At 60.1% G+C, this 18,759-nt stretch carries 17 protein-coding genes; 10 read left to right on the top strand and 7 right to left on the bottom strand.

The window, feature by feature from the left end; genetic code table 11:
• Positions 1-40 precede the first annotated feature (40 nt).
• The gene (locus tag HMPREF2765_RS03460; RefSeq protein WP_070593264.1) at positions 41-895 is read right to left on the bottom strand and encodes a DUF4253 domain-containing protein; all 855 of its coding nucleotides are present in this window, start codon (positions 893-895) and stop codon (positions 41-43) included.
• A gap of 541 nt (positions 896-1,436) precedes the next feature.
• Between HMPREF2765_RS03460 and HMPREF2765_RS03455 the strand changes: the two genes are divergently transcribed.
• Entirely contained in the window at positions 1,437-1,937 is a 501-nt protein-coding gene (locus HMPREF2765_RS03455; protein WP_005506097.1) for an HD domain-containing protein, read from the top strand.
• Between the two features lie 81 nt (positions 1,938-2,018).
• Here HMPREF2765_RS03455 and HMPREF2765_RS03450 read toward each other — a convergent pair whose 3' ends face one another.
• The 6 genes from HMPREF2765_RS03450 to HMPREF2765_RS03425 all read right to left on the bottom strand — a co-directional run bounded on the left by HMPREF2765_RS03450 (position 2,019) and on the right by HMPREF2765_RS03425 (position 7,783).
• On the bottom strand, positions 2,019-2,597 hold the full coding sequence (locus tag HMPREF2765_RS03450) for an Ltp family lipoprotein (protein ID WP_070604272.1): 579 nt from the start codon (positions 2,595-2,597) through the stop codon (positions 2,019-2,021).
• Between the two features lie 236 nt (positions 2,598-2,833).
• The gene (locus HMPREF2765_RS03445) at positions 2,834-3,163 is read right to left on the bottom strand and encodes a metal-sulfur cluster assembly factor (RefSeq protein ID WP_012903572.1); all 330 of its coding nucleotides are present in this window, start codon (positions 3,161-3,163) and stop codon (positions 2,834-2,836) included.
• Between the two features lie 40 nt (positions 3,164-3,203).
• Complete coding sequence (sufC, locus tag HMPREF2765_RS03440; RefSeq protein WP_049337645.1) at positions 3,204-3,962, bottom strand: Fe-S cluster assembly ATPase SufC; 759 nt, start codon at positions 3,960-3,962, stop codon at positions 3,204-3,206.
• Between the two features lie 19 nt (positions 3,963-3,981).
• Positions 3,982-5,256 carry a Fe-S cluster assembly protein SufD gene (sufD, locus tag HMPREF2765_RS03435; RefSeq protein WP_049337646.1) on the bottom strand — a complete coding sequence of 425 codons (1,275 nt, stop codon included), beginning with the start codon at positions 5,254-5,256 and terminating at the stop codon, positions 3,982-3,984.
• Positions 5,256-6,713 (bottom strand): Fe-S cluster assembly protein SufB, encoded by a 1,458-nt coding sequence (sufB, locus tag HMPREF2765_RS03430; protein WP_049327160.1) that lies wholly within the window; start codon positions 6,711-6,713, stop codon positions 5,256-5,258. Before sufB ends, sufD begins: the two co-directional genes overlap by 1 nt.
• 221 nt (positions 6,714-6,934) lie before the next feature.
• Positions 6,935-7,783, bottom strand: a complete 849-nt coding sequence (locus tag HMPREF2765_RS03425) for a helix-turn-helix transcriptional regulator (RefSeq protein ID WP_049327159.1) — start codon at positions 7,781-7,783, stop codon at positions 6,935-6,937.
• 174 nt (positions 7,784-7,957) lie between these two features.
• On the opposite strand from HMPREF2765_RS03425, the gene HMPREF2765_RS03420 reads away from it, so the two are divergent.
• The 9 genes from HMPREF2765_RS03420 to HMPREF2765_RS03385 all read left to right on the top strand — a co-directional run bounded on the left by HMPREF2765_RS03420 (position 7,958) and on the right by HMPREF2765_RS03385 (position 18,676).
• Complete coding sequence (locus HMPREF2765_RS03420) at positions 7,958-9,091, top strand: ABC transporter ATP-binding protein (protein WP_070604271.1); 1,134 nt, start codon at positions 7,958-7,960, stop codon at positions 9,089-9,091.
• A complete protein-coding gene (locus HMPREF2765_RS03415; protein ID WP_070604270.1) occupies positions 9,088-10,020 on the top strand; it encodes an ABC transporter permease in 933 nt (310 codons plus the stop codon). The genes HMPREF2765_RS03420 and HMPREF2765_RS03415 overlap by 4 nt, the downstream gene beginning before the upstream one ends.
• Positions 10,021-10,705: 685 nt before the next feature.
• Complete coding sequence (gene tkt / locus HMPREF2765_RS03410) at positions 10,706-12,808, top strand: transketolase (RefSeq protein ID WP_070604269.1); 2,103 nt, start codon at positions 10,706-10,708, stop codon at positions 12,806-12,808.
• Between the two features lie 171 nt (positions 12,809-12,979).
• Positions 12,980-14,080: a transaldolase gene (gene tal, locus HMPREF2765_RS03405; protein WP_070604268.1), complete on the top strand. Its 1,101-nt coding sequence runs from the start codon at positions 12,980-12,982 to the stop codon at positions 14,078-14,080.
• A 276-nt stretch (positions 14,081-14,356) separates the two neighbouring features.
• Positions 14,357-15,904, top strand: a complete 1,548-nt coding sequence (gene zwf, locus HMPREF2765_RS03400) for a glucose-6-phosphate dehydrogenase (RefSeq protein WP_070604267.1) — start codon at positions 14,357-14,359, stop codon at positions 15,902-15,904.
• Positions 15,901-16,887: a glucose-6-phosphate dehydrogenase assembly protein OpcA gene (locus tag HMPREF2765_RS03395; RefSeq protein ID WP_005506118.1), complete on the top strand. Its 987-nt coding sequence runs from the start codon at positions 15,901-15,903 to the stop codon at positions 16,885-16,887. Before zwf ends, HMPREF2765_RS03395 begins: the two co-directional genes overlap by 4 nt.
• Complete coding sequence (locus HMPREF2765_RS03390) at positions 16,880-17,968, top strand: 6-phosphogluconolactonase (RefSeq protein ID WP_070604266.1); 1,089 nt, start codon at positions 16,880-16,882, stop codon at positions 17,966-17,968. Before HMPREF2765_RS03395 ends, HMPREF2765_RS03390 begins: the two co-directional genes overlap by 8 nt.
• A 119-nt stretch (positions 17,969-18,087) precedes the next feature.
• Positions 18,088-18,339: a toxin HicA gene (locus tag HMPREF2765_RS09050; protein WP_005506120.1), complete on the top strand. Its 252-nt coding sequence runs from the start codon at positions 18,088-18,090 to the stop codon at positions 18,337-18,339.
• Positions 18,332-18,676 carry a type II toxin-antitoxin system HicB family antitoxin gene (locus tag HMPREF2765_RS03385; protein ID WP_070604265.1) on the top strand — a complete coding sequence of 115 codons (345 nt, stop codon included), beginning with the start codon at positions 18,332-18,334 and terminating at the stop codon, positions 18,674-18,676. Before HMPREF2765_RS09050 ends, HMPREF2765_RS03385 begins: the two co-directional genes overlap by 8 nt.
• The last annotated feature ends 83 nt before the right edge of the window (positions 18,677-18,759 follow it).

Raw genomic sequence — 18,759 nt, 5'->3', positions numbered from 1 at the left:
TCATCCCGCCCCTTCGCTTTAATCGCCCAGCTAGGCTGGTTTAGGGCATTTCAATGAGGAGCGCCGCCGGGAGCTGCTCCCACCACAGGTACCAGTCGTGCTGACCGTAGAGCGCCTCCACGAGCTTGTCGAAGCCGCGGTAGACGCGCACCGGCATCGCCGAGGAAACCATCGTGTGCTCGACCGCCAGAATCTCGGCGTCGCGGCGGGTCGTGACCGGTACCGGCGTGTAGAACTCGATAAAGTCTGAGGCGATAACAGCCGGGTAGGCGTCATCGCGTTCAAACCAGTAGCGGGCAATGGACAGCATCGCCTCGGGGCTGGGGCTGGAATCCCAGCCGCCGAAGGGCAGGTAGGCGAACACCCCGGATACATCCCGCAGCGGCAGGTCCATAATCAGCAGTTCCGCGGCGCTGTCGATGTCGGTGGTTTTGACCTTCTCATTGATGATGCCGGCGGTCAGTTCGAAGGGGTACTCCGCTTTCAGGGGCGTACCAATATCGTCTTCGCCAAGTTCACCGTTTTCCATGAGGCGGCGGTAGGTCTGCAGGTAGGCGCTCTCGTTCAGGTGCCGGAACGCCTCATGCGCGGCAACTTCTACACCGACTTGTTCCAGGTAACGCTGCTGGTCGGTGATGAGGTCGTGTGCGTACCGCTCGATGGTTTCGGCGGTGATGTTCTGCACGGGCGTTGAGGTGCGCAGGGAGACGTTATTCTCAATGGTCCCGAGCAGGGTCGGGTCGAGGGCAACCACGATGGGGGTTGTTCCCCGGTTCTTGCCCTCGTAGAGGTGTTCGAGGTATCGCCGGTTAAGTTCGGCTCGTGGGGCGCCGTGGCGGATTCGCTCGTGTGGGTAGGGATACAAAGCGACGAAGCGCTCGTAGAGCTCTGCCATGGTGTTCTCCGATGTTTGGTTGCCCCCAGTTTATCGCGTATTTTCGCACAAAAATACGGGTTTTTGAAGGTTTTAGCAGGGCGCGGAGGGCGTGTAATTTTTTCGTTTGATGAGTGTGTATCGGTGTGTGCTAAACACGCTTAAACTGCCTTTGTGTTGGGCGGTTTGCGCACCCGTTTTCGCCAGAAAAAGTTAGAAATTTTTTTGCCACCATATGAGATTTTGGGCGAGTTACACCGGGCGGTGTCAAAGGGTTCGGCAGACACTTTCGCGGAGGTGCGGGGCGCCTCCTGCAGGTCGGTATCCGCTGCAGAACTCGGGTAGAACAGGCACCAAGTTCATGATTTACAGCCATAAAGCACCCTATTTTCTTCTTCTGCGCGTCATATTTGACGTATTAAGGGTGTTTCGGGCGAGTTCCGCCACAGCCACCCCACAGCTGGCGTAGAGTGTTGGTACCAGCTACCACCCGTGCCGCGTTGGTGCGGAAAACGTCGCTGGGACCATCAACTCGCAGGAGTTCAAACCAACGGAGGTTCTCATGTCGAATAACTACTACAAAGAGATGGTTCGCCTGGCAGACAGCATCGCTGATAAGGCGCATGAGGGGCAGACTGACCGTAACGGCTGGCCCTATATCTCCCACCCTCGCCGTGTGGCTCTTGGGGTACGTAAGCTTGCGTGTGAGTTGGCTGCCGCGACTCACCCTGATATCTCTTTGGAGGAGCTGAAGGCTGAAGCGCAGATTGTGGCGTTGCTGCATGACACGGTGGAGGATACCGGCGTTTCTCTCGCTTTCTTGGCGCGTCACTTCTCGGCGCGTATTGTGGATGCGATTGAGGCCTTGACCCGCCGCCCGGGTGAGTCGCGTGAGTCGTATCTGAGCCGGGTGCGTGTGAATGATTTGGCTCGTCTGGTGAAGCTTGCCGATATTGCGGATAATACTGACCCGCAGCGTTTGGCGCTTCTGGAGGAACCGACTCGTACCTGCCTCATGATCAAGTATGAGCACTCGCTGAAGCTGCTACACCTGAACGACTAGGTTCAGCGCTAACCGAAAATAGAAGCCGCCCGGTATGGATTGTGTTCCATGCCGGGCGGCTTCTATGAATCATCTATTGAATTAGCTCAGGTGAGAGACTGCGTAATCAGCTTCTTCCTCGGTGAAACCTTCAACGGAAGAAGTCAGCTGAGAACGGATTGCTTCAGGAGACATGTTCATCGTCTTCTGGTAGCTCTTTGCGCTCTCCAGGGCATTTGCGTTCCAGTCAGCCTTCATATTGTCCACAGCATACTGAGCAGCTTCAGGAGTGAACTTTTCGAATTCACTGGTGAGCTGGTCGTAGATACGCTGCTTGGACATGTGCATGGTGCGAGAATAAGACTCCGCCTTCTTCAAAGCAGACTTATATTCAGTGGGAACGCTGTTATCATTCTGCTTTGCGTTGGATTCCGCCCCAGCTACGGGAGAGGATTCAGTACCAGTTTTCTGAGAAGCCTCAGTAGTAGCAGAAGAAGAATCAGCAGCTGCAGAAGATGAAGAAGCGCTCGCACTCGTAGACTTGCTGGAGCCGCCGCCCATCATCGAAGCGCAACCGCCAAGAAGAACAAGAATAACGAGAGTGATAAACCACCAACGGAGGTAGAAAGGCTTCTTCTTAACGTAGACAGAACCGTCCGCGGCAATAATCTTTTGTGCCATGATTTCCTTTCGGCATCCTCAAGCAACCATTGCATAAGGAGCCTAAATATGATGTGAGTGTATGATTCACAAGGAAATATACTTGACCCCCCCCCCATTGTCAAAGTGGCAAAAATTGGCGTTGCTCAGAACAAGCATCCACTGCTCACATATCTGATATCGCACAAAAATACCCGCCCGGTGCCGAAGGCATACACCTTCCGCACCGGGCGGGTACTTTATTTGCGGTCAGGAGCTTAGATGTTGAAGCCCAGCGCGCGCATCATATCGCGGCCGTCCTCAGTAATACGCTCCGGGCCCCACGGCGGCATCCAAACCCAGTTCACACGCCAAGAATCAACCAGGTTCTCCAGGTTGCTCTGAACCTGCTCCTCAATAACCTCCTGCAGCGGGCACGCCGCGGTGGTCAGAGTCAGGTCCAGAATGAGGGTTCCATCCTCATCCCAGCGCAGACCGTAGAGCAGACCAAGGTCAACAATATTGACGCCGAGCTCCGGGTCAATGACCTCCTTGAGGGCTTCCTCAATTTCTTCCTGAGGAACACGAACCTGCACAGTCTCAGTCATAGTTCTATCTTTCTATCAGAATCCGATAAGGAGAAGAAGCTTACTTCTTACCCACGTAAGAAACGTAGCCCTCTTCTTCCAGGCGGTCAGCCAGCTCGGGGCCGCCCTGGTCAACCATCTTGCCGTCCACGAACACGTGCACGAACTGCGGCTTGATGTAGCGCAGAATGCGGGTGTAGTGGGTAATCAGCATAACGCCCATGTCGTTCTCGTCGTGCGCACGGTTCACGCCCTCAGACACGATCTTCAGTGCGTCAACGTCCAGACCGGAGTCGGTCTCGTCCAGGATGCCGAACTTGGGCTTGAGCAGCTCAAGCTGAAGAATCTCGTGGCGCTTCTTCTCACCACCGGAGAAGCCCTCATTCACGTTACGTGCGATGAACGCGGGGTCAATCTCCAGGTTCTTCATGGCTTCCTTAACGTCCTTGGTCCAGGTACGCAGGGAGGGAGCCTGACCGTCCACAGCGGTCTTAGCGGAACGCAGGAAGTTGGACATGGTCACACCGGGGATCTCAACCGGGTACTGCATAGCCAGGAACAGGCCTGCGCGGGCACGCTCGTCCACGCTCATCTCGGTGATGTCCTCACCGTCGAGCAGGATCTGACCGGAATCAACCTGGTACTTGGGGTGGCCAGCAATGGTGGAAGCCAGGGTGGACTTACCGGAACCGTTCGGGCCCATGATTGCGTGAATCTCGCCCGAGTTGATGGTCAGGTTAACGCCCTTCAGGATGGGCTTGGTGGTTTCGTCGTCGAGGATAACCGAGACGTGAAGGTCCTTGATTTCAAGAGTAGACATTGATTTCTCCTGGTAAAGCTTAGTTGTTGCTGAGGGCGAGCTCTGCCTCAAGGGCCTCGGTGAGCTGCTCTTCAAGTTCGGGAACACGAATCTGCTGAATGATCTCGTTCAGGAAGCCGCGCACGACCAGACGGCGTGCCTCAGCCTCCGGAATACCGCGAGCCTGCAGGTACCACAGGTGCTGCTCATCGAGCTGACCGGTGGTGGATGCGTGGCCGGCGCCCTCAATCAGGCCGGTCTCAATCTCCAGGTTCGGCACGGAGTCGGCGCGGGGGCCAACTTCCAGCAGCAGGTTACGGTTCAGCTCGTAGGTGTCGGTGCCTTCTGCATCCTTACCAATCAGAACGTCACCAACCCATACGGAGTGCGCACCCTTACCCTGCAGCGCGCCCTTGTAGGTCACGCGGGACTTGCAGTTGGGTACGGAGTGGTCCACGAACAGGCGGGACTCAATGTGCTGACCTGCGTCTACGAAGTACAGGCCGTACATTTCAGTCTCAGCGCCGGGAGCGGTGAACTTAGTGGAGGGGGTCACGCGCACCAGGTCGCCGCCGAGGGACACCACAACGTGCTTGAAGCGTGCGTTGCGGCCCAGCTTAGCGTAGTGTGCGGAGGCGTGGATTGCGTCGTCAGCCCACTGCTGCACGGAAACAACGTTCAGCTCAGCCTCGTCGTTCACCACGAACTCAACGTTCTGTGCCAGGACGGTGGAGCCGGTGTGGCGTAGAACCACGACAGCCTTCGAGAAGGGCTTAGCCTCAATCACGATGTGCTGCGCGGCTGCCTCGTTGCCGGTGCCGGTGATGTCGATTTCCACGTGCTCAGCCAGTTCAGCTTCGGCGGGGATGGTCACCACGGTTGCTTCGGTGAAGCTGGACCACGCGTTCGCTGCCACACGGTCCTCGGGGATACCTGCGGAGCCGATGCGTGCATCCTCGCGGGAGACGGTCTCAACCTGAACCTGCTCGGGTGCAGTGATCTGCGGTGCCGGTGCGGTGCCGGTCAGCTTCTCCAGGTGCAGGCCGCCCAGACGCTTCAGCGGGGTGAAGCGCCAGTCCTCTTCGCGACCGGTCAGGGGCGCGAAGTCCTCCACGTTGTAGGAGGTCTTACGCTCTGCACGGGATGCTTCGAGTACCTTCTGGATGTTGTTCGGGTTGGAGCCCTGGTGGTGTGCCTCGGTGGCACGGTACAGGGTGTCATCGTGGGCGAACTCGGTGGCGAGCTTCTCGCCCTCCTGGTCCATGCCGGGGATGATCGGGGAGTGGTAACCCAGGGTTTCTTCGTTGGTCGGCATTAGCCCACAGATCCTTCCATCTGAAGTTCGATCAGGCGGTTCAGTTCGAGTGCGTACTCCATCGGCAGCTCACGGGCGATAGGCTCAACGAAGCCGCGGACGATCATCGCCATTGCTTCTTCTTCGCTCAGGCCGCGCTGCATCAGGTAGAACAGCTGGTCCTCGGAGACGCGGGAAACGGTCGCCTCGTGACCCATGGTCACATCGTCCTCGCGGACATCCACGTAGGGGTAGGTGTCGGAGCGGGAGATGGTGTCCACCAGCAGTGCGTCACAGACCACGGAGGACTTGGAGTGCTTAGCGCCCTCACGAACCTGAACCAGGCCACGGTATGCACTGCGGCCGCCGTTACGTGCCACGGACTTGGACACAATGGTCGAGGAGGTGTTCGGTGCAATGTGAACCATCTTCGAACCGGTGTCCTGGTGCTGACCCTCACCCGCGAATGCGATGGACAGGGTCTCACCCTTAGCGTGCTCACCAACCATGTAAACAGCCGGGTACTTCTGGGTGACCTTCGAACCGATGTTGCCGTCCACCCATTCCATGGTGGCGCCCTCGTGCGCAACCGCACGCTTGGTCACCAGGTTGTAGACATTGTTCGACCAGTTCTGGATGGTGGTGTAGCGAACGCGTGCGTTCTTCTTCAGCACAATCTCAACCACTGCGGAGTGCAGGGAGTCGGACTTGTAGATGGGGGCGGTGCAACCCTCAATGTAGTGAACGTAGGAGCCCTCGTCAGCGATGATCAGGGTGCGTTCGAACTGGCCCATGTTCTCGGTGTTAATGCGGAAGTATGCCTGCAGCGGGATCTCCACGTGAACTCCCGGGGGAACGTACACGAAGGAGCCACCGGACCATACGGCGGTGTTCAGTGCGGAGAACTTGTTGTCACCAATCGGGATGATGGAGCCGAAGTATTCCTTGAACAGTTCGGGGTATTCGCGCAGACCGGTGTCGGTGTCGACAAAGATCACGCCCTGCTTCTCCAGGTCCTCACGGATCTGGTGGTACACGACCTCAGACTCGTACTGTGCAGCCACACCCGCGACGAGGGAGTTACGCTCCGCCTCGGGAATGCCCAGACGCTCGTAGGTGGTGCGGATATCCTCGGGCAGTTCGTCCCAAGAAGCCGCCTGACCCTCGGTCGAGCGCACGAAGTACTTGATGTTGTCGAAGTCGATTTCGGAAAGATCCGCGCCCCAGGTGGGCATGGGCTTACGCTCGAAGAACTTCAGCGCCTTCAGACGCATATCCAGCATCCACTGGGGTTCGTTCTTCTTCGCGGAGATGTCACGGACGACGTCCTCGTCCAGGCCGCGCTTTGCTACCTGGCCTGCTTCGTCGGAGTCTGCCCAGCCGTACTCGTAGTTGCCAATGCCCTCGAGTTCGGGGTTCATCTCCAGGATCTCTGAAATGACGGTGTCGTTGGCGTTCTGCCCAACTTTCTCAGTCATTACGGCCTTTCTTCGATGGTTATTACATTTCTCTCCGCCACCTGCCGGTTGCAGGCGCGGTAGTTTAGGGGGCTGATGCCGCGCTCGACCACGGCGTTTAACGTAGCGTGGGGCGGGCGGGTTCCAGCGTGCGGGTCGCACCCTTTGAGGGGTTCATCGGAGTGCGCCGCGAGGTACTGCGGTAAGTGTTACGCGGAAGGTTTCTCTAGGAATAGGTTTCTCTAGGATTCTTCTGCGTTCTTCTCACCCTCGGCGGTGACGCGGTTCAGGGGCACGTGCGTGGTACACACGTGAGCGCCCGAAGCCATGGTTGAAAGCCTACGGACATCAACGCCAAGCAGGTCAGAAATAATCCCGGTTTCCTGCTCGCAGAACACTTGGAAGTCTCCAGCGAGGTCACGTACCGGGCAGTGACCCTGACAAAGCTGAATACTTGCCAGAAAATGCTCGGGAACGGTCCGTCCTGCAGGAGGCGCGGTGACCTGAGCGGTCGCCACAAAACCGTCCTTGCTCATTGCCTCTGCGAGCGCCTGCGCTCTGGCTGCCACGTCATCACCGGCGGCTTCTACGACGGGTCGGTAGCGGGCTTCCATTTCTGCGGCGCGGGCGGAGGCGAAAGCTTCGAGGGCTTCCTGCCCAACCGTGTCGCGGAGCATTTGCAGGGCGTCGCGGGCGATGATGAGGTAGTCGTTGCCGAGGCGTTCGTGGCCCTGGGGGGCGATCACGTAGCGGCGGGCGGGTCGTCCAGCTCCGGCGCCGTGCTTTTTGATGGGCGCGACCTCAATCATGTTGTTGGATTCGAGGGCGTCGAGGTGGCGGCGTACCGCTGCGGGAGTGAGGCTGAGGAGCTCACCGAGGGTTGCTGCGGATACGGGGCCATTGTTGAGGACTTCGCGCAGGACGCGGTCCCTGGTGCGTTCTTCTGCCTCGGCTTTGCGCTTGGATGTGCGTGCCGCGGAGGACTTTGTACTGGAAGCACCAGTAGAGCCCGAGGCGGCGGTTCGGGTGCCGTTTCGGGTCTGCGCCTCGTTCGTTGAGGCGCGCTGAGGGGTCTTATTCACGGAATACACAAATAAAGTATGTCCTAATTAGTTTTCCTTTGGCTAGTTAGGTACTCCTACTTGCTAACTTTTCTACCTTAAGGTGAACTTTTGAGTCGTTACGGGTGTGCTTTAAACGTGAGTTAGGGCATAAGATGAAGGGGTACACACGCTCATCAGCGAAAAAATCGAAAGTGACTGTCTATGGAGACCACCACCGCGGGCCAGCAGGACCACCCTGGGCGTGCATCCGCCGTACCAACGGCACACACTGAGCACCACACGGAGCCCAGCGCCTCCCCCACCGCACGACGACGCATCGTCGCCGAAGAACCGGCGCTCAGCATTAAAGACCTCATCAAAGAGTTCAAACCCTCACGCGCATTCCGCACCCAATACCCCGAACGGCTCACCGCCAGCGGGCTCTACCGCGCCGTCAACAAGGTCAACCTGCGCGTCTTCCCCGGTGAAGTGGTCGTCCTGCTCGGAGCTAACGGTGCCGGCAAAACCACGACCCTCGCCTGCGCCCAGGGTCTGCTCAAGCCCACCCGCGGTACCGTGCGCCTCCTTGGTGAAAACCCGCTGCAGGCAGACCCGGAGCTGCGCGCCAAGGTCGGCATTATGCTCCAGGACGGCGGCCTGCCCAACGCCATGCACCCCATTCCGCTACTAGAGCATATTTCGACCATGTACACCGACCCGTACCCGGTCGAAGAGCTTGCAGAACGCCTCGGCATTGATGCTTTCAACGGCACCACGATTCGCCGCCTCTCGGGTGGTCAGAAGCAGCGCGTCTCCCTCGCCGCCGCCCTCATTGGCCGCCCGGACGTGCTCTTCCTCGACGAGCCCTCCGCGGGCCTGGACCCGCAATCCCGCAACGTCGTCTTCGACATCATTCGTGAACAGCGTGAACTCGGCACCGCAATCGTGCTCACCACGCACCTGATTGACGACGCGCAGAAGCTCGCCGATTACGTCTACATCATTGAAAACGGCGCCACGGTTCAGGAAGGTACCGTCTCCGAGCTCATCGCCAGCGACGGCACAAACCGCCTGCAGTACACACTGGATGCACCCACCCCCACCCGTGAGCAACTGCTACCCGCGCATCTGCGTGCCGGTGTGGAGCTCATCGAGAAGGCGCCCTACACCCCGGCTCGTGACGGCGCACCCTCCGTGCCCGGCGCGTATGAGCTGGTCGGCGCGCTACGACCCGAGCATCTGGCGGCGTTCACCTCGGCGCTCGCCGAACGTTACCTCATGCCGATTTCTCTCACCATGGAACCGAAGACTCTTGAGGATGTCTTCCTCGACATTTCAGGACGTGATATCCGATGAGCAACACCGCACGCACTAACAACAACTGGGCTGGAGAAAACCAAGTAGAAGAAAAGCCTGCAGAAGAGAACCGAGTAGAAGAGAACCGAGCGGAAGGGAACCGAATGGAAAAACACCCCGTAGACACCCACCCCAAGGTCTCTTCTATTGACGAAGATGAGGAGTACATTCCCCCGCGCGCGAACTACCCGCTCGTGCGCGTCATTGAGCAGGGCCGCTACGAGACCATGGCGATGCTCCGCAACGGCGAGCAGCTGATGCTCAACATTATTTTTCCCGTCATGGCGCTCATTGCGTTGCGGTTCACCGGTCTGATTGATGAGTACGCAAACTCAGTCGGTGTATCCCGCATGGATGCGGCGGTCCCCGGCGTTCTGGCGCTCTGCGTGATTTCTACGGCGCTGTCCGGTCAGGGCATTGCCACCGGTTTTGATCGCCGCTACGGCGTGCTGCGATTCCTTGCGACCACTCCCCTGGGCCGTAACGGTCTGATCATGGGCAAGTGCATTGCGGTGCTGGTGGTCGTGGCGATTCAGTTCACGCTGGTTGCGGTGCTCGGCTACGGTCTGGGCTGGCGCCCGGACGCTATCGCCGTCTCTCGCTCCATCATCACGATGCTCATGGGTGCCGGCGCGTTTACAGCACTAGGCCTACTCATTGCAGGCACGGTGCGCGCGGAGGCGACCCTCGCCATCGTGAATATTGCCTGGGTCATTCTTGCCGGTGCCGGCGGCGTGGTGTTCCCGCTCAAGTCCTTCCCCGACTGGTACGCCGGAATCGTGGCGTGGTCGCCCTCGGCGGCTCTGGGTGACGCGTTGCGCGGCAACTTCATTCAGCATCAGTGGCTCGCCGACCCGCACTGGGTACTCATCGTGTGGACCGTGGTCATTGGGTTTATTGCCTCGCGCAAGTTCAAGTGGTCTGACTAGTATCAACCTGGCAGGCAGCGCTTTTCGCGCATACAGCTAAAGCAACTGCAGGTTAAAAAGGCGGGCGCCGGATATGTTTCCGACCATATCCGGCGCCCATTCATATAACACAAACCTTTAGCCTCAATCATGCACAAAGTGCACGGTCAGAGACTAAAAGAAAGCACTCTCCTCCAGAACCTTTTATCTCACCACCACAGTAAGATAATCGACGGTTCTTACGCGGAGGAGGGGCTTCAATCACCGAGATGCAGACCGACCCAACCACTGTTTCGGTCTGCAACCTTCCTGCTCAACCTTAACATGAGCTTCACCACTTACACAAAAATTGTTACGTTACTGAACAATATTCAGCGCATAGCTCAGAAACACAGCTCAAACGTGCACCGCGAAATCCGCGGAGCCCGCGTTGTAGCGTCGCTTTTTCTCCATCTCAGCCCCGTATCACCCTGTGAATGTCTGCATTCACACACCGGATACTTCCGCCCAGTGAACTATCCTGTTAAAACGAAAGGGTCGAAACAACTCTCCGGACGCCCCGCGCACAGCACCCCGTGTGCCCCGCACCTACCCGGGTGCCTACCGGCGCGGGAATAAGCGCCACCGAAGGCACGTTACACCCGACGGACAGCGCGCTAGCACAAGCCTGCTGGCGCATCCACTCACGTTGTGAAAGGACACCCACGTGGCAGAGAACTTCCAGTGGACAGAAACCGACCAGCGCGCCGTAGATACCGCACGTATCCTCGCCGCAGACGCCGTAGAAAAGGTCGGATCCGGCCACCCCGGCACCGCAATGAGCCTGGCGCCGGTCGCCTACCTGCTCTTCCAGAAGGTCATGAACCAGGATCCCTCCGACGACCGCTGGGAAGGCCGTGACCGCTTCATCCTCTCCCCCGGCCACACCTCCCTCACCCTGTACACTCAGCTGTTCCTCGGCGGCTACGGCCTCGAAATGAGCGACCTGGAAGCCCTGCGCACCTGGGGTGCCCTCACCCCCGGCCACCCCGAATACAAGCACACCAAGGGCGTAGAAATCACCACCGGCCCGCTCGGCCAGGGCCTGGCATCCGCTGTTGGTTTCGCCTACGCACAGCGCCGTATGCGCGGCATGTTCGACCCCGAAGCAGCCCCCGGCACCTCCCCCTTCGACCACCACGTCTACGTCATCGCCTCCGAGGGTGACGTGCAGGAAGGCGTCACCGCTGAGGCGTGCGCGCTCGCAGGTCACCAGGAGCTCGGCAACCTGATTGTCGTGTGGGACCGCAACCACATCTCCATTGAAGAAGACACCGACGTTGCCTTCACCGAAGACGTGGCAAAGCGCTACGAGTCCTACGGCTGGGACGTTCAGCGCGTGGACTGGACCCGCACCGGCGACTACGTTGAGGACGTCGCAGAACTGTACGCCGCTATTGAGCGTGCGAAGGCTGTCACCGACAAGCCCTCCTTCATTGAGCTACGCACCATCATCGGCTACCCCGCCCCCACCAAGCAGAACACCGGCGCAGTGCACGGCTCCAAGCTCGGTGCTGAAGAGGTTGCCGCAACCAAGGAACTGCTCGGCTTCGATCCCGCCAAGAGCTTCTTCATCGAGGAGAACGTCCTGGCGCACACCCGCCAGCTTGTCGAGCGCGGCGCCGCAGCGCACAAGGCATGGGACGAGAAGTTCGAGGCATGGGCCAAGGCTAACCCCGAGCGCGCCGAACTGTACAAGCGCCTCGTCGCAGGCGAACTGCCCGCAGACTACAAGGCTGCTTTCCCCGTGTTCGAGGCTGGCACCTCCGTGGCAACCCGCGCGGCATCCGGCACCGTCATCAACGCTATCGCTGACACCTTCCCCGAACTGTGGGGCGGCTCCGCTGACCTCGCCGGCTCGAACCTGACCACCATCAAGGGTGCAGAGTCCTTCAACCCGGCATCGCACAGCACCGAAGACTGGACCGCGAACCCCTACGGTCGCGTGCTGCACTTCGGTATTCGTGAGCAGGCTGCCGCAGCCATCGTCAACGGCATCGTGCTCTCCTCCCCGACCCGCGCGTTCTCGGGCACCTTCTTCGTGTTCTCCGACTACCAGCGCCCGGCTGTTCGCCTCTCCGCGCTGATGGGCGTTCCCGCACTGTACGTGTGGACCCACGACTCCATTGGTGTGGGCGAGGACGGCCCCACCCACCAGCCGATCGAGCACCTCTCCTCCCTGCGCGCTATCCCCGGCTTCGACGTGGTTCGCCCCGCGGACGCAAACGAAACCGCCGTCGCATGGCGCACCATCCTGGAGAAGTCCGACCGCCCCGCAGGTATCGTGCTCTCCCGCCAGAACCTGCCCGTCTGGGCTCGTGAAGACGTGCACGCAGACGCTGAGGGTGAGAAGTTCGCTTCCGCTGAGGGCACCGCACGCGGCGGCTACATCATGGCTGACACCGAGGGCACCCCGGACGTCATCCTGATCGCTACCGGTTCCGAGGTTGAGCTGGCCGTTCAGGCTCGCGCAACCCTCGCAGAGCAGGGCATCGCCGCCCGCGTGGTTTCCATGCCTTCGCGTGAGTGGTTCGCCGAGCAGAGCGAAGAGTACCGCGAGTCGGTTCTGCCCTCCTCGGTTGCAGCCCGCGTCTCCGTCGAGGCTGGCCTGGCGATGAGCTGGTACGACCTGCTCGGCACCGCCGGCCGCGCCGTGTCCATCGAGCACTTCGGTGCATCCGCCGATGCGAAGACCCTGTACCGCGAATTCGGTATCACCGCGGAGGCTGTCGTGGCTGCCGCTATGGAATCCATCGACGCCGCTAAGTAGGCAATAACAACGCCGCGGTAACCGCCGCGCATACTGCGCTCCCCCTGTACGGGTGGGGTGCGGACGCAACGGGTAGGCTCCGGCTGACCGCTCACCCGGAGCCTCCCGCCGCCCAGAAGATTTCGCCGATATCTCAAATTTCAATTTCGACAAAGAATCGAAGGTTTTCACATGTCTGAGTCCACTCAGAAGCTTTCCGACGCCGGTGTCTCCATCTGGCTTGACGACCTCTCCCGTGAGCGTCTGACCAGCGGCAACCTCGCCGAACTCATCAAGACCCACAACGTCGTCGGTGTGACCACCAACCCCACCATCTTCGCTGGTGCGCTCTCCAAGGGCGCCGCATACGCTGAGCAGATGCGTGAGCTTGCCGCCGCCGGCGCAAGCGTTGAAGAGGCAGTCTTCGCCGCAACCTGCGACGACGTGCGCGCAGCCTGCGACGTGTTCGCACCCGTCTACAAGGCATCCAACGGTTTTGACGGCCGCGTCTCCATCGAGGTTGACCCCCGCCTGGCACGCGACGCCGAAGGCACCGCCAAGATGGCACGTGAACTCTACGAGCGCGTGGGCCGCGAAAACGTCATGATTAAGATCCCCGCAACCCAGGAAGGCCTGCGCCCCATCGCGGAGACCCTGGCTGCTGGCATCAGCGTGAACGTAACCCTGATCTTCTCCCTGACCCGCTACCGCGAGGTCATCAACGCCTACATGCTCGGCCTGGAGCAGGCGCTGGAGAACGGTAAGGACCTGTCCACCATCCACTCGGTCGCATCCTTCTTCGTCTCCCGCGTAGACACCGAAATCGATGCACGCCTCGAAGCTGCCGGCGGCGACGCTGTGCAGCTCAAGGGCAAGGCAGGCCTGGCAAACGCACGCCTCGCCTACGAGGTGTTCGAGGAAATGTTCTCCTCCGAGCGTTGGGCACGCCTGCAGGCACACGGCGCAAACGTACAGCGCCCGCTGTGGGCATCCACCGGTGTGAAGGACCCCTCGCTGCCGGACACCCTGTACGTCACCGGCCTGGTCGCACCCAACACCGTGAACACCATGCCCGAGGCAACCCTGAACGCTGTTGCCGACCACGGCGAGGTTACCGGCAACACCATCGTGCCGAACTACTCCGAGTCCAACAACGTTCTGGACGCTATCTCCGCTTACGTCTCCTACCCGGAGGTCGTGGAGAAGCTCGAGGTTGAGGGCCTGTCCAAGTTCGACGTCTCCTGGGAAGAGCTGCTGCAGACCGTCCGCGAGGCACTCGAGCAGGCTAAGTAGCCGCACCCCAGCAGCCGCTGAAATATAGCGCGGCACTAAACACTGTCGGTGTGCACCGCCCGATGCGCACCGCGGCACCGCATCCTAATCCGCCGGGGTTCCCGCCAGAGCTTCACCGTTCGGGGAATCTCGGTGGATTAGGGTGCCACTGAGACAATCCCGTCAAAACCGGTACAATACAGGGTACACACCTTCCAGAATGCGGCATCGCCTCCGCGCGACAAGGTACGAACCGCGCGCCGCACGAACCAACCAAGGCAATCAAAGGAATATATTGTGACTATCGGTCATGAAGCGAACCCCCTCAGGGACACTCGCGACCGCCGCATTACCCGCATTGCGGGGCCGTCCGCGCTCGTCTTCTTTGGCGTAACCGGTGACCTGGCCCGCAAGAAGCTGCTTCCGGCAGTGTATGACCTCATGAACCGCGGTTTGCTCCCCCCGAGCTTCGGCCTTGTCGGCTTCGGCCGCCGCCCCTGGAGCGATGACGATTTCCGTTCCTACGTACGCGAATCCGTTGAAGCACACGCCCGTACCCCCTTCCGCGAAGACGTATGGAACCAGTTCCAGCAGGGCATGCGATTCGTCGTAGGTGCCTTTGACGACGACGCAGCCTATGAACAGCTCAAGAGCACCCTCGCCGAACTCGACGAGCGTGGCGCTCACGGCAACCACGCCTTCTACCTCTCCATCCCCCCGAAGGCATTCGAGCAGGTCCTCACCAAGCTCGCCGAACACGACCTCGCATCCCGCGATAACGACACCATCAACCCCGTAGACGGTTGGCGCCGCGTGGTCATTGAGAAGCCCTTCGGCCACAACCTTGAAAGCGCACGCGAACTGAACTCCATCGTGGAGGCAGTCTTCCCACCCGACGCAGTGTTCCGAATCGACCACTACCTGGGCAAGGAAACCGTGCAGAACATCCTGGCGATGCGTTTCTCCAACCAGATGTTCGAACCGCTCTGGAACTCCAACTACGTTGACCACGTCCAGATCACCATGGCAGAAGACATCGGCATCGGCTCCCGCGCAGGCTACTACGACGGCGTGGGTGCAGCCCGCGACGTCATCCAGAACCACCTGTTGCAGCTGCTCGCCCTCACCGCCATGGAAGAGCCCCTCAGCCTCGACGCCAAGCACCTGCGCGCCGAAAAGGCTAAGGTCCTCGAAGCGCTCCGCATTGACGATCTGCCGAACTCCTTCGCGCTCGGCCAGTACGCCGCAGGCTACCAGGGCGGCGAGCACGTCAACGGCTTCTTCGACGAAAACGACATCCCCGCAGACTCCCGCACCGAAACCTTCGCAGCGCTGAAGGTGTCCATCGCAAACCGCCGCTGGGAAGGCACCCCCTTCTACCTGCGCGCCGGCAAGCGCCTGGGCCGCCGCGTCACCGAAATCGCCGTGGTCTTCAAGAAATCCTCCGACCGTCTCTTCGGCGAACGTGAAAACCCGCAGGTCGGCCAGAACGCCATCGTCATCCGCGTGCAGCCCGACGAAGGCATGACCATCCGATTCTCCGCGAAGGTGCCCGGCACCCAGATGGAAATCCGCGACGTCAACATGGACTTCGGCTACGGCCACTCCTTCACCGAAGAGTCCCCCGAAGCCTACGAACGCCTCATCCTGGACGTTCTGCTCGGCGAGCCGCCGCTGTTCCCCCGCCACGAAGAAGTTGAGCTCTCCTGGAAGATCCTCGACCCCTTCGAAGAGTACTGGGAAGAAAACCGCATTAAGCCTGAACCCTACGAGTCCGGTTCGTGGGGTCCGCGTTCAGCACACGAGATGCTTGAGCGTGACAACCGCGCTTGGAGGCGCCCGTGATCTCGCACCTGCATAACACCACCGTTTCCGCTATCAACAAGGAACTGAGCCACCTGACTGCCGCCAACGGTAGCCTCAGCAGCGGACGAGTTCTCACCCTCGTTGTTCTCGCGGAAAAGGGCCACTCCCGCGAAGCAATGCGCGCCGCGATTCGTGCCTCCCACGAACACCCGAGCCGCATTATTGTGCACATCTCCCACGATCCGCTCGACCCCGACCAGCTGGATGCAGAAATCCACCTCGGCGGCGACACCGGCGCATCCGAGATGATTGTTCTGCGCGGCTGGGGTAGCGCATCTCGCCCGACCGAAGCACTGATCTCCGGTCTACTGCTGCCGGACTCCCCGATTGTGGTCTGGTGGCCGCACTCGGTGCCCGAGAACCCGGCACAGCACTCCATCGGTCGTATCGCGCAGCGTCGCATTACCGACTCTGCACGCGCCGACGACCCGAAGGAAGCGCTGCGTAAGCTCACCGACGTATTCCGTGCAGGCGACACCGACCTGGCATGGACCCGCCTCACCCTGTGGCGCACCCAGCTGGCAGCGCTCATGGAGCAGATGCCTTCCTCCCCCGTGCGCCGCGTGGTTGTGTGGGGTTCGAGCAAGTCCCCGTCCGTGGTGCTGCTCGGTACGTGGCTCGGTTGGAAGCTTGAAGCGCCCGTGCACCTCGCCACCATCGGCGCGGCAAACCGTGGCCTGTACCGCGTCAGCATTGAGCGTGAAGACGGTTCGGTGACGATGTTCCGCCCCGGCATTTCCGTGGCGACCATCTCCACCCCGTACGCACCCGACCAGCAGATTGCACTGCCGGTGCGCACCCTCGCCGAGTGCATCTCTGAGGAGTTGCGCCGCCTCGACCCGGACGACACCTACGGTGACGTGCTGAAGCAGGCGCTGTGCACCGTAACCCTCGTCGATGACACCTGCCAGCCTGAAGACATGCTGGACCTCGAAGAATACCCGGAGGTTTTCGATGCCTAAGATTCAGAACATGGGCGCATCCACCCCCACCCTGGTGGCGCACCCGACCCGCGACGCTCTCGCAGAGGACGCGGTGACCCGCATCCTCGACATCATTGAGCACGTGCTCTCTGAGCGCACGATTGCCCACATTTCGCTGACCGGCGGCACCATGGGTATCGCCACTTTGAAGGCGTGGGCTGAGAACGAGCGCGTGAAGGATATCGACTGGTCCCGCGTGCACTTCTGGTTCTCCGATGAGCGTTACGTGCCCGAGCGTAGCCCCGAACGTAATGACGGTCAGGCTATTGAGGTGCTGCTCGCTCCCCTGCTGTCGCACGGCCTGGTCGTGGGCAATGTGCACCGCATGGGTCCGTCCGATATTTTTACCGGCCTGGAAGCTGCAGCTGAGCACTACGCCTTTGAGATGCGTGACTACGCCGGTTCTGCACCGGCTGTGAGCGTGCAGATGCCCGAGGGCGCAACCGAATTGCCGCTGGCTGGCGGTCACGGTGGTGGCGCAGGTCATGAGCACGGCGGCTCCGGTGGCTGTGGTTGTGGTGGCGGCGGTTGTGGTTCTTCCGCACCCGAGCAGTCCATCGAAGAGACCACCCTGGATGAATTTGATGCTGAGGCTGCTGAGCCCGCAGGTGGTTGCGGATGCGGCGGCGGAGGCTGCGGTGGTGGCGGCCAGTGGCCCGCGCCGGTCTTTGACATCACCCTGCTGGGCATGGGCCCGGACGGTCATATTGCTTCCCTGTTCCCGGGCCGTAAGCAGGTTCTGCTGGGTACCGGCCTGCCGGAGGACCCGGTTGAGGGCGGTAAGGCTGTGACCGTGATGGTTTCTGATTCGCCGAAGCCGCCGGCTGAGCGCGTGTCGGTGACCCTGCCGATTATCAATAATTCGCGTCACGTGTTCTTCCTCATCACCGGTGAGGATAAGCAGGACGCGACCAGCCGCCTTCTGGCTGGCGCGAAGCTGGACGCTGAGGACCTGAACGCGGAGTTGCTGCTGGAGACCCCGGCGGTGGGTGCGCGCGGTAAGAAGCAGACCCTGATTTTTGCTACTGAGGAGTCGCTGGCTCCTGAGAACCGCCCGTAAGGTTCTGGTTCTGAACTGCATCAACAAAAGAGTGGAGCCCCGGATAGTTTCGACTATCCGGGGCTTTTCTCTATGGTTTTAAACCAGCCCGAATGGTACTAGAAGTGGTACTATAAAGTATGCCGAGTATTGAAGATTTAGTTGCGAAGATGGCCTCCAGCCCTCAAAACGTTACTTTCACTCAACTTCAAAAGGTATGCACCCATTTCTTTGGAGCGCCGCGTATCCGCGGTTCTCACCACTACTACAGCACCCCCTGGCATGGTGACCCTATTGTCAACATTCAACAGGGAAACTCCGGTAAAGCAAAGAAATACCAAGTCAAGCAGGTTCTAACTGCCATTCGAAAACTGGAGAATAACGATGACTAGTACTCTCCCCCGCCAAGAGCTCTACACCTACCGCGTCGAGTGGTCTGAAGACGACCAGGAATTTGTCGGAACCGTCGCCGAATTCCCCAGCCTCTCATACCTGGCACCCACCTCGACCGAAGCATTCGCAGGTATTCGAGAAGTCGTCGCCGATACCCTCGAAATCCTTGAAGAAGACGGCCGCGAGGCACCCGAGCCGTTCTCCCTGCGTTCCTTCTCGGGACGATTCAACTTGCGTGTTTCACCGCAATTGCATCGTCGTTTGGTTCAGCAGGCAGCGCTTTCTCACCAGAGCCTGAACCAGTACGTGAGCCAACAGCTCGAAGCAGTCGCCTAAGTAAGCCAGTATGTCTTCATCATCCAACGAAGATTCCAAAATGTTATGACATGACAAAAGAGTGGAGCCCCGGATAGTTTCGA

Source organism: Rothia sp. HMSC062H08 (assembly GCF_001810775.1).
Taxonomy (GTDB): domain Bacteria; phylum Actinomycetota; class Actinomycetes; order Actinomycetales; family Micrococcaceae; genus Rothia.
This window is presented reverse-complemented; position numbering and strand designations above follow the sequence as displayed.